Genomic DNA, 10,665 nt, shown 5'->3' with positions numbered 1-10,665 from the left:
GGGCTTCGATCATCGCGGCTTCGAGAATATCGAGCGCTTCGGCGAAAACCTCGTCCTGGATGGTGATCGGGGCGAGGAAGCGGATGACGTTGCCGTGCACGCCGCAGGTGAGCAGGATCAGGCCCTTTTCGAGAGCCTTCAGGCGCACCTTGTTGGCGAATTCGGCGCTCGGCTGCTTCGTGGCGACGTCGTTGAACTCGACGGCGTTCATGAAGCCCGGACCGCGGATGTCGATGATCTCCGGAACCTTGTCCTGCAGCGAAGCCAAGCGCTGCTTGAGGCGGGCGCCGAGGTTTTCCGCGCGGTTGCAGAGGTCTTCATCCTTGATCACGTCGAGAACGGCATGGGCCGCCGCAACGCCGATCGGGCTGCCGGCATACGTGCCGCCCAGGCCGCCGGGGCCGGGGGCGTCCATGATTTCGGCGCGGCCGGTGACGGCTGCAATCGGGAAGCCGCCGCCCAGGCCCTTGGCCATGGTCATCAAGTCGGCCGCGATGCCATAGTGTTCCATGGCGAACAGTTTGCCGGTACGGGCAAAGCCGGTCTGCACTTCGTCGGCGATCAGCAGAATGCCGTGCTGGTCGCAGATTTCGCGCAGGGCCTTCATCAAACTGACCGGGACCGGCAGGAAGCCGCCTTCGCCCTGGACCGGCTCGATGATGATGGCGGCGACGCGGTTCGGGTCGACATCGGCGGCGAAGAGCTTCTTCAGCACGTTGATGGACTGCTCGACGGTCGTGCCCTGGGTTTCGACCGGGAAGGGCACATGGAAGACGTCGCCCGGCATGGCGCCGAAACCGACCTTGTAGGGAACGACCTTGCCGGTTAGCGCCATGCCCATGAAGGTACGGCCATGGAAGCCGCCCGAGAAGGCGATGACGGCCTGGCGGCCGGTGGCGGCGCGGGCGATCTTCACGGCGTTTTCAACGGCTTCGGCACCGGTCGTGACGAAGATCGTCTTCTTGGCAAAGTTACCGGGGGTGATGGCGTTCAGGCGCTCGGCGAGTTCGACATAGTTTTCGTAAGGAACGACCTGGTGGCAGGTGTGGGTGAAACGGTCGAGCTGCTTCTTGACGGCTTCGATGACGCGCGGGTGGCGGTGGCCGGTGTTGACGACGGCGATACCCGCGGCGAAGTCGATGTAGCGATTGCCTTCCTTGTCCCAGATTTCCGCGTTCTCTGCACGGTCGGCGTAGATCTGCGTGGTCATGCCGACGCCGCGCGAAATGGCGGCATTCTTGCGATCGGTAAGGGGCGTGGCGGTCATGGCGCTATCCTGAATCTGGAGGCTTGGTTCAATAACTTGCATTTTTTCTGCAAGTCTCAAGTGGAATTCCTACATTTTTTCTGTAAGAATGCAATACGGATTTTACGCAGGCAATGCGACGGTTTTTAGGGCCGAGAGCGGCCCGCCGGATGCTATAAGCAAACCATAATACAGAATCAGGGATTGGCGCGATGGGTTCTGCGGAACCGGTGCACTACAAGGTGGCGGAAGCCGCACGGCTTGCCGGCGTCTCGGCCTCGACGCTGAGGCTTTGGGAGACGCAGGGGCTCGTCGTGCCGGGACGTTCGGAGACCGGCCATCGGCAATATAGCGGCGATGATGTCGCCCGATTGAAGCGCATCGCCTGGTATCGCACCGAACGGGGCCTGAACCCAGCCGCCATCCGCGAAGCTCTCGATGCGGAAGATCCCTCCGTCGACACACATGCCCCGGAAGGCGATGCGCCGCAGGGCGTCGGCCGCAAGCTGCGCAGCCTTCGGCATGATGCGGGCAAGACATTGGAGCAGGTCGCCGGCGATATCGGCATCGCGACCTCCGTTCTCTCGACCTTCGAGCGCACCTCGCAGGGCGTGACCTTCCGCGTTCTGCACGATCTCGCCGAATATTACGGCACGACGGTCTCGAAATTGTCGGGCGAAGAGGAGAACGACAACCGCTCCGTCGTGCGGTCAGGCGAATGGAAGCTCTGGCCCGAGACCTCGCCCGGCGTCACCGTGCAGGTGCTGGCGGACGGGCGCAACATGATGGATTGCCACCGCTTCGTGCTGGCGCCCGGCGCTTCCTCGGACGGTGCCTATAAGCACGAGGGTGAGGAGTTCGTGCATGTCCTGTCGGGGCGCATCGAACTGGTGCTCGACGGCCATGAATTCCACGACCTCGGCCCCGGCGACAGCCTCTATTTCGAAAGCGCCCGCCGGCATGCCTGGCGCAATCGCCATGACGGCGAGACCGTGCTCATCTGGATCAACACGCCGCCGACGTTCTGAAGCAATTCCAGGAAAAGTGTGCAGCGGTTTTGCGTCCGGAATTGCGCCAAGCTTAAGTCCGACGCTTGAGCTGCTGTTCGCGGAAGAAGATGAAGAGGCCGGAGGCAACGATGAAGCAGGCGCCGACCAGCATGGCCGGGCGCGGCGCGTCGCCGAAGAACATCCAGCCAAACAGCACCGCCCAGAGCAGCAGCGTATATTGCAAGGGCACGACGGTCGCGGCATCCGCCAGCTTCAGCGAGCGGTTGACCAGCATATGCGCGCTCATCGCCACGATGCCGAGCAGGCTCAGCAGCCCGAAATCGACGCTGCGCACGGGCGCCCAGCCCGAGGGATCGGTAAGGCACCAGATGCCGGAAAAGATCGCCGCACCCGCCACCTGCCAGAAGACAAGCGTCGTATCGGGGGTGGCGCGCAAGGAGCGGCCGAGCACCATGGCGAGGCTGAAGGCAAGGCTGCCGGCGATGGCGATCAGGGCCGGCAGGGTGAACGTGTCCTTCGACGGCTCAAGCGCGATCACGACGCCGATGAAACCCACGATGATCGCCGTCCAGCGCCGCCAGCCAACCTTTTCGCCCAGCATCAGCGGCGACATCGCCGCCACATAGATGGGCGCGGCAAGCCAGTAGGTCATGGCATCGGCGAGTGGCATATAGGCCACGGCGAAATAGAAGCCGGACGCCTCGAAGGCGAAGAGAAACGAGCGCAGCAGATGCAGCTTCGGCCGCTCGACCTCCACGAGGCGACGAAAGCCGACGCGCCAGAAGAACGGCGCGAGCACGACGAGGGCCGCGATGCTGCGGATCAGCATGAGCTGGCCGACGGAATAGGTCGCGACCAGCCATTTGCCGAGCACGTCGTTCAGCGAGAACATGACCATGCCGAGCAGCATCAGCAAAACGCCGAGACGCGCGGTGCCGGTGGCGGACGAGGGGGCGGCGATGTCGGTCATATCAGGCACTCGGGTCTCGGGGATGCTGCGGCTGTGACACATTCGGCACAAGCGATCCAGTCAGCAATTTTGATCGCTGCATCAAACGCGGTGCAATCATGACGCTGCGCATCAGCCACGACGCGCGACGAGGATACCGGCCAGCACGATTAGGCCCCCTACGGCCTGCATCATGCCGATCGGTTCCGACAAAACGATCCAGGCGAGAAGGGCGGCGACAACAGGTGCCATCAACAGCGTCAATGCGGAGAAGGCGGTCGGAAGATGGGCAAGCGCATAGGTGAAAAGCCCCTGGCCGCCGACATGGCTGATCAGGGCAAGGCCCATGACCATTGCCCATCCGAACAGTGTCAGGGGCACCAGACCACCTTCGAAGGCAAAGGCGATGGGCAGCATGCAGACGGCGGCGGAAACAGTCGTCCAGACCAGAATGCGCGGCGCGGAGAACCGCGCACGCACATGGCCGAGCGCCAGCATGTAGCAGGCATAGAAGAACGCGGCCGTGATGGCCGTCGCGTCACCCGCCAGTTGCCCGCCGCCGATCGCCTGCGGACCGCCCTTCAGCACGACGATCCCGATGAGGGCAAGCGCCAGCCCCGCCAGGAAGATCGGCGTAATACGGGCGCGGAAGAAAAGCCAGGAACCGAGGGTCACGAAGACCGGCGCCAGATTGGCGAGCAGCGTGGCGTTGGCAACCGAGGTCATATGCAAGGCAAGATGCCAGGCGACGAGATCGATGGCGAGGAACACGCCGGGCAGCAGCAGGAAGATCGTATCGCGCGGGCCTGAAGGCTGCTCATCCACCTGCTTTCCCAGACGGGACATCAGCAGGAACGGCAGGATGGCAAGCGAGACGCGCCAGAACGCAGTTGCCAGCGGACCGACCTCCGAGAGCCGCACGAAGATCGGCGAACCACCGATGGCCATGCCGCCGAGAAGAAGTGCGGCAACGGCAAGACGGGTCTGGGAGGAGGAGGCAGTCTGGGACACGGCGGCAGTCCGATCATCGCGAAAGCAGCGGGCTATCAGACCGCACCACTTTGAACCAGAGGGCACCTGCTAATTTAACCGGAAACTTTTGGACGCATGCAAAAGGCGGCGCCGTCTCCGGCACCGCCTTCCAATTCTTGCTTTGATTCTTACGCCGCGTCGGGGCGGTGAACCGTCTTCACTTCTAGGAAATCCTCCAGGCCGAACATGCCGCCTTCGCGGCCATTGCCGGACTGCTTGTAGCCGCCGAAGGGGCTGCCGTAGCGGTGCGGGCCGCCGTTGATGTGCACCATGCCGGCGCGCAGGCGCGCAGCGACGCGCTCGGCACGCTCCGGGTTGCCCGTCTGCAGATAGGCGGCAAGGCCGTAGGCCGTATCGTTGGCAATCGCGATCGCTTCCTCTTCGGTATCGAAGGGGATGATGGCGAGAACTGGACCGAACACCTCTTCACGGGCGATGCGCATCTCGTTGTTGACGTCGGCGAAGATCGTCGGCTTGACGAAATAGCCGGTCTCGAAGCCATCAGGCTTGCCGGGACCGCCGACGAGAAGGCGCGCACCTTCTGCGACACCGGCTTCGATCAGCGCCTGCACGCGGCCGAACTGGATATGCGAGACGAGCGGGCCGATATGCGTGCCTTCCTCTTCCGGATTGCCAACCGTGGCGTCCTTGCCGACGCGCTCGGCGATCTCGACGACCTTGTCATAGGCGGAGCGCTCGACGAGCATGCGGGTTGGCGCATCGCAGGACTGCCCGGAATTGTTGAAGCATTCGCGGATCGTGCCGGAAACGCGGTCTTCGAGGTCCGCATCAGCGAAGACGAGGTTCGGCGACTTGCCGCCGAGTTCCAGCGTCACGCGCTTGACCGTCTCGGCCGCATCCTTGCTGACGGCGATGCCGGCGCGGGTGGAACCGGTGAAGGACATCATGTCGACATCCTTGTGCTTGGAGAGCGTCGCACCGCATTCGATGCCGTCGCCGTTGACGAGGTTGAAGGTACCGGCCGGGAAGCCGGCCTCATGCACCATCTCGGCATAGAGCATGGCGTTGAGCGGCGTGAACTCTGAGGGCTTCAGGATGCAGGTCGAGCCCGTGGCGAGCGCCGGCACGACCTTCAGCGCGATCTGGTTGATCGGCCAGTTCCACGGCGTGATGAGGCCGCACACGCCGATCGGCTCGCGGCGCACGACGTCGCCGTTCGGCAGAACGTCGCGGCTCTTCAGGCGCTTCAGCGCGTCGATGAAGCCCTGGAGATGGCCGACGCCGACATCGGCCTGCTGCTCGGTGCTCATGGTGATGGGCGCGCCGAGTTCCAGCGTGATGGTGCGGGCCATCTCGTCATAGCGGCGCTTGTAGATCTCGAGCAGCTTTTCGAGCAGGGCAAGACGCTCTTCAACGCTGGTCTGGCTGTAGGTGGTAAAGGCCTTCTTGGCGGCGGCGACGGCGCGGTCGATATCGGCTGATGTCCCCATGGTGATGACCGCGATCGGCTTTTCCGTCGCCGGGTTGATCACCGCGAGGTCATTGGCCTTCAGCGGGTCGACCCACTGGCCGTCGATGTAGAATTTGCGCTTGTCGAGCATGCTTTTCTCCCGTCACTTCTGTTTTTCGTCGAGCCAGCCCTTGATGAGCTGGCGGTAGCGTTCGCCGCTGAAACTTGGAAAATGGCCGCCATGCACCAGCCGCACCGGCAGGGTCATGAGCCGCTCCATCGAGGCGATGTAGTCTTTCCCATCGGAATGATAGGTGTCCTCGATCAGCGGACCGTCATAGACGATGTCGCCCGAGAACAGAATTTCCGATGCCTTCTCATAGAGCGCAATACCCCCTGGGGAGTGGCCCGGTGTGTGTATGACCTCGAAATGCCGGTCGCCGAGATCGATCACATCGCCGTCTTCGAGGATGCGCGTCGCCGGCGCCCTCTTCACCGCATAACATTTCGAGCAATAGGGCTCCGGCGGCAGCGCGTCGAAAATCTCGTCGGTGACATAGGGATCGGCGAGCGTGTTCTCGCGCGTCGGATGGGCGAGAAGATCGGCCTCGGCGGAATGTACAGCGCGGCATTCGAACTCGTGGTGGCAGCCGATATGGTCGAAATGGGTGTGGCTTGCCACCGCGATCAGATCACGCTCCGTCACCAGCGGCACCCATTCTCGCAGCGACACGACGCCCATGCCGCTATCGACCAGCATGTCGCGGTCGCGCCCGCGCACGTGCCAGATGTTGCAGCGATAGAATTCCTGGATATAGGGCTCGGAAATGGCGGTCACGTCGTCGTCGAGACGACGCACGCTGTACCAGTCCTCCGGGCGGATGCGCTGCATGACCATTACACTCCCGCTCCGTCCTGAAGCACGACGATGCTATCCGCCTTCAGTCGAAGGTCAAGTTCGGCGCCGGCTTGCGGATTGTCGGTCTGGGGAAGATGGGCAGTCAGGACCGTATCGCCCGCCGCAACATGGCAGCGGTGATGCGTGCCGAAGAACGCGCTGCCGGTAATGCGGCCGCGGCCAAGCGAGACGGTCGGCACATCCGCATTGGCGTTGCGGAAATGCTCCGGTCGGATGCAGAGCGTGACGTCCTTACCGACCGCAGGCAGGCCGGAAACGAAGGCGGAGGCGGGGAGGGCGACGCGCCCAAGTGCCGTCTCCACTTCGGCTTCGCTGCCCGCGACGCCGCGCACCTTGGCCGGCAGGAAATTGGCCTCGCCCATGAAGCCGGCGGAGAAAAGCGAACGCGGACGCATATAGATCGAGGCCGGCGTACCGACATCCTCGATGCGCCCCTTGTTCATCACGACGATGCGGTCGGCGATCGCCATCGCCTCTTCCTGGTCGTGCGTGACATGCACGAAGGTCGTGCCGACGCGCTTCTGGATCGCCTTCAGCTCATCCTGCATCTGCCTGCGCAGCTTGAGATCGAGCGCACCGAGTGGCTCGTCGAGCAACAGCACATGCGGATCGACGGCGAGCGCGCGGGCGAGCGCCACGCGCTGCCGTTGACCGCCGGAGAGCTCGTGCGGTTTCTTGGCCGAGGATGCCCTGAGGCCGACGAGATCGAGATAGGAAAACGCCTTCTCGAAGCGTTCGGCCTTGCTCATGCCGCGCATGCGGAGACCGAAGCCGACATTGTCGCGCAGGCACATATGCGGGAAGAGCGCGTAGTCCTGGAACATCGTCGTCGTCGGGCGTTTGGCCGGCGAGACATGGGTCATGTCCTCACCGCCGATGGAAATCGTGCCCGAAGTCGGCTCGATGAAGCCGCCGAGAATGGAGAGCAGGGTGGTCTTGCCGCAGCCGGAGGGGCCGAGCAGAACGATGAACTCGCCGGCGGCGATATCGAGCGAGACATCGTCGAGCGCCCGGAACGAACCGAAGACCTTGGTGGCGTTGCGAATGGAAACGTCGGCGGTCATGAGGATTTCCCGGTTTTGCGGAAGACGGTGAATTCCATCACGACGAGGAACGCGATGGAGATGAGGAAGACGACGCTGCCGATGGCATTCGTCTTGGGATCGAGGCCGGAACGCAGCATGCTCCAGATCTCGACCGGCAGCGTCACGTCGAAGCGCGACAGCAGGAAGGCGACGATGAACTCGTCCCAGCTGAAGGTGACGGAGAGGAAGAAGGCAGCGAGGATCGACGGCAACAGCATGGGGGCCGTGACGAGCAGCATGACCTGCCAATCCCGAGCGCCGAGATCGCGCGCCGCCCGCTCGATATTCACCTGATGCCCTCCCATCGAGGCATAGATGATGGCAAAGCAGAGCGGCAGGTTGATCACCACATGGCCGATGCCGACGGTGACCAGTGACAGGCGGAGACCCGTGACATTCAACATCGATAGCAGGCCGAGCCCGATGATAAGCGTGCTGACCGTCATCGGCGCGACGATGAGCCCCCGCAGCAGGCCGGAGGCCGGCAGCGTGTAGCGGGCGAAGGCGTAAGCCGCGAGGAAGCCGAGCACGCAGGCGACGGCCGAGGAAATCAGCGCGACCAGCAGCGAATTGCCGAGCGCCGCCATCAGCTTGCCGTCGGAGAAGATCGCCTCGTACCAGCGCAGCGTCAGGCCGTTCAGCGGCGGCACGGGAAGCGAGCCGTCCTGGAAGGAGAAAAGCACCAGCACGACGACCGGCAGGAAGATGAAGAGATAGATGAGGCCGGCATAGAGCGCGGCAAGCCATGTGGAAAGATGGCGCATGATCAGGTCCTCTCCATCTTCAGCCAACGTGCGCAGGCAATATAGGCCAGCGTGACGACGACCATCAGCACCAGCGAAAGCGCGGCCGCCATCGGGAAATCCGCCCGCCGGCCAAGTTGCAGCATGATGACCTGCGGCAGCACCAGCTCGTTGTTGCCGCCGAGGATCTGCGGCGTGATGTAGTCGCCGATGCACAGCACGAAGGTCAGGAACGCGCCGACCATGATGCCGGGCAGCGTCAGCGGCAAAACGACGAACCAGAAGGTCTGGAAAGCATTCGCCCCGAGGTCCGCCGCGGCGCGGCGATAATTCGGCGAGAGCTGAATGAGGTTGGCATAGATCGTCAGCGTCAGCAGCATGACGAAGAAATGCACGAAGCCGATGACCGTGCCGGTGCGGTTGGCCGAGAGTTCCATCGGTTCGGCGATCACGCCGAGCCAGAGCAGCGCCTGGTTGACCACGCCGCCCTTGGAGAGCACCAGCAGCCAGGAATAGGAACGCACCACATAGGAGGTCCAGAACGGCAGGATCGCCATGATGAGCGCGAAACGCTGCCATTTCTTCGGCACGCGCTCCGCGATGATCCAGGCAAGCGGATAGGCCAGCAGGATCGAGATGACCGTCACCGTCGCCGTGATCTCCAGCGAGACGACCAAGCCTTTGAAGAAATGCGCCTTGCCGAAGAAGGCGATGTAGTTGTCGAGCGTCCAGGTCGCGACAATCTCGCGCCCCTGCCGCGTCCAGAAGCTGATCGCCGCCATATAGGCGAAGGGCACGAGGAAGAAGAACCCCGTCCAGAGGAGCGCCGGCAGGGCAAAGGCCCAGGCCTTGCGGCGCTCCGCGCGTTCGAAGGCAGTGGCAGCCATGAGGCAATCCTTAAACGTGAGTGCCGGGAGCGTGGATCCTCGGGTCAGCCCGAGGATGACGAGAGAGGAGATGTGCGATGATAAAAGCAGTGGCAGTGCATGACAAACCGTTCGAAGAGGAGGCGCCCACACCTCCCCACCGTCATCCTCGGGCTTGACCCGAGGCTCCACCCATCCGCACCAACCTTACTGCTGAAGCGTTTCCGTCCAGATGTCCTGCATCGCCGCATCCATGTCGGCATCAGCCACCGGGTAGAGCTGCGAATTCTTCAGATATTCCGGCTGCTTGTCCCAGCGCAGCGCCGCCTTCTGCTGGTCGGTCAGGTGTTCGCCCGCCTTTGCATTGGCCGGCATCGCCCAGTAGCATGAGGAGGTCGCAAGCCGCGCTTGGCCCTCGGGGCTGACGATGTACTGCACGAATTTCAGCGCGAGATCCTGCTTTTCGGAATCCTTGAAGACGCCGATCGACTGCGCCCAGCGCAGCGCGCCCTGCTTGGGGATCGTCCAGTCGAGGTTCGGCTTTTCCGCCGAAAGGCCGGCCGTCAGCCACTCGCCGCCGCCCACCACGATATCGACCTCGCCAGTCGCCAGCGCCGTCTGCGAGGCGACGACGTCGCTCACCTGGCGGGCGACCTTCTTCATCTCGAACAGCTTTTCCTTGATCGCCGGCAGGTCGTCCTGCTTGAGGTCGGCGGTCTTCTTGCCGATGCCGACAGCCGTCAGGCCGACCATCGGAAGGTAATAGTCATAGAGCGCGATGCGGCCCTTGTACTTGTCCGACCAGACGACCGCGAGGTCTTCCATATCGGCCGGATCGACCTTGGTCTTGTCGTAGGAAATCGTGTTGTAGCCGAACTTTTCCGTAACCGCGTAGACCTTGCCGTCCTTGGTGGTCGTCGCGTCCATGCGGACTTCCGGGAAGAGGTCGGCGAGCGGCAGCTTGTCCGCCGGCATTTCACCGAGAATATCCATATCGATGGCGCGCGGCACGTCGACGGCGTCGATGACCAGCACGTCCCAATCGCCGGGGCGGGACTGCTCGATGATCGAGATCGCGGCACCCGTGCCCTCATATTCCTTGAGGTTGACCTTGACGTTGTTGGCCTTCTCGAAGGGCTCGACCAGCGCCGGATCGGTGTGGTCGCACCAGACGAGCGCATTCAGCTCGTCCTGCGCGTTTGCCGCGACGGGCGTGAGCGAAAGGGCGGCTGCGGTGGCAAGGAGCATGCGGCGGGAGAACCCGCCTAAAACGGTTTTCGTCATTTTCGTTCCCTCTGAGTGTAGGCTTTCGGCCTTGGCGAATGGCGTTCATCACGACGCCTTGAGAAAAAGATTGAACGAGTTCATTTTTTAAGTCAATCTCATTTTTGAGGAGATTCCAAT

At 63.0% G+C, this 10,665-nt stretch carries 10 protein-coding genes; 1 reads left to right on the top strand and 9 read right to left on the bottom strand.

From position 1 onward, the window contains the following. Window positions 1–1,267 (bottom strand): 4-aminobutyrate--2-oxoglutarate transaminase (locus tag ACOZK4_RS09275; RefSeq protein WP_421591640.1); only part of this gene is annotated, 1,267 nt, incomplete at its 3' end. Window positions 1,268–1,458: 191 nt separating this feature from the next. On the opposite strand from ACOZK4_RS09275, the gene ACOZK4_RS09270 reads away from it, so the two are divergent. Beyond that, on the top strand, window positions 1,459–2,274 hold the full coding sequence (locus ACOZK4_RS09270) for a MerR family transcriptional regulator (protein ID WP_421591639.1): 816 nt from the start codon (window positions 1,459–1,461) through the stop codon (window positions 2,272–2,274). A 52-nt stretch (window positions 2,275–2,326) separates the two neighbouring features. On the opposite strand, the gene ACOZK4_RS09265 is transcribed toward ACOZK4_RS09270, so the two are convergent. From ACOZK4_RS09265 to ACOZK4_RS09230, 8 genes are all read right to left on the bottom strand, one after another. After that, complete coding sequence (locus ACOZK4_RS09265) at window positions 2,327–3,226, bottom strand: DMT family transporter (protein ID WP_421591638.1); 900 nt, start codon at window positions 3,224–3,226, stop codon at window positions 2,327–2,329. Between the two features lie 111 nt (window positions 3,227–3,337). Continuing rightward, a complete protein-coding gene (locus ACOZK4_RS09260; RefSeq protein WP_421591637.1) occupies window positions 3,338–4,216 on the bottom strand; it encodes a DMT family transporter in 879 nt (292 codons plus the stop codon). A 149-nt stretch (window positions 4,217–4,365) separates the two neighbouring features. Beyond that, window positions 4,366–5,799, bottom strand: a complete 1,434-nt coding sequence (locus ACOZK4_RS09255; protein ID WP_421591636.1) for an aldehyde dehydrogenase family protein — start codon at window positions 5,797–5,799, stop codon at window positions 4,366–4,368. A gap of 12 nt (window positions 5,800–5,811) precedes the next feature. After that, window positions 5,812–6,540 (bottom strand): MBL fold metallo-hydrolase, encoded by a 729-nt coding sequence (locus ACOZK4_RS09250; protein ID WP_421591635.1) that lies wholly within the window; start codon window positions 6,538–6,540, stop codon window positions 5,812–5,814. Between the two features lie 5 nt (window positions 6,541–6,545). Beyond that, complete coding sequence (locus tag ACOZK4_RS09245; RefSeq protein ID WP_421591634.1) at window positions 6,546–7,631, bottom strand: ABC transporter ATP-binding protein; 1,086 nt, start codon at window positions 7,629–7,631, stop codon at window positions 6,546–6,548. Beyond that, window positions 7,628–8,416, bottom strand: coding sequence for an ABC transporter permease (locus ACOZK4_RS09240; RefSeq protein WP_421591633.1), 789 nt, complete (start codon window positions 8,414–8,416; stop codon window positions 7,628–7,630). Before ACOZK4_RS09240 ends, ACOZK4_RS09245 begins: the two co-directional genes overlap by 4 nt. A 2-nt stretch (window positions 8,417–8,418) precedes the next feature. After that, window positions 8,419–9,282 carry an ABC transporter permease gene (locus tag ACOZK4_RS09235; RefSeq protein ID WP_421591632.1) on the bottom strand — a complete coding sequence of 288 codons (864 nt, stop codon included), beginning with the start codon at window positions 9,280–9,282 and terminating at the stop codon, window positions 8,419–8,421. Between the two features lie 186 nt (window positions 9,283–9,468). Continuing rightward, window positions 9,469–10,545, bottom strand: a complete 1,077-nt coding sequence (locus ACOZK4_RS09230; RefSeq protein WP_421591631.1) for a polyamine ABC transporter substrate-binding protein — start codon at window positions 10,543–10,545, stop codon at window positions 9,469–9,471. Window positions 10,546–10,665: the final 120 nt, after the last annotated feature.

The sequence above is a fragment of the Shinella sp. M27 genome (assembly GCF_049199905.1).
GTDB lineage: Bacteria > Pseudomonadota > Alphaproteobacteria > Rhizobiales > Rhizobiaceae > Shinella.
The sequence above is the reverse complement of the archived record's forward strand: the minus strand, read 5'-3'. Positions and strand labels throughout refer to the sequence as shown.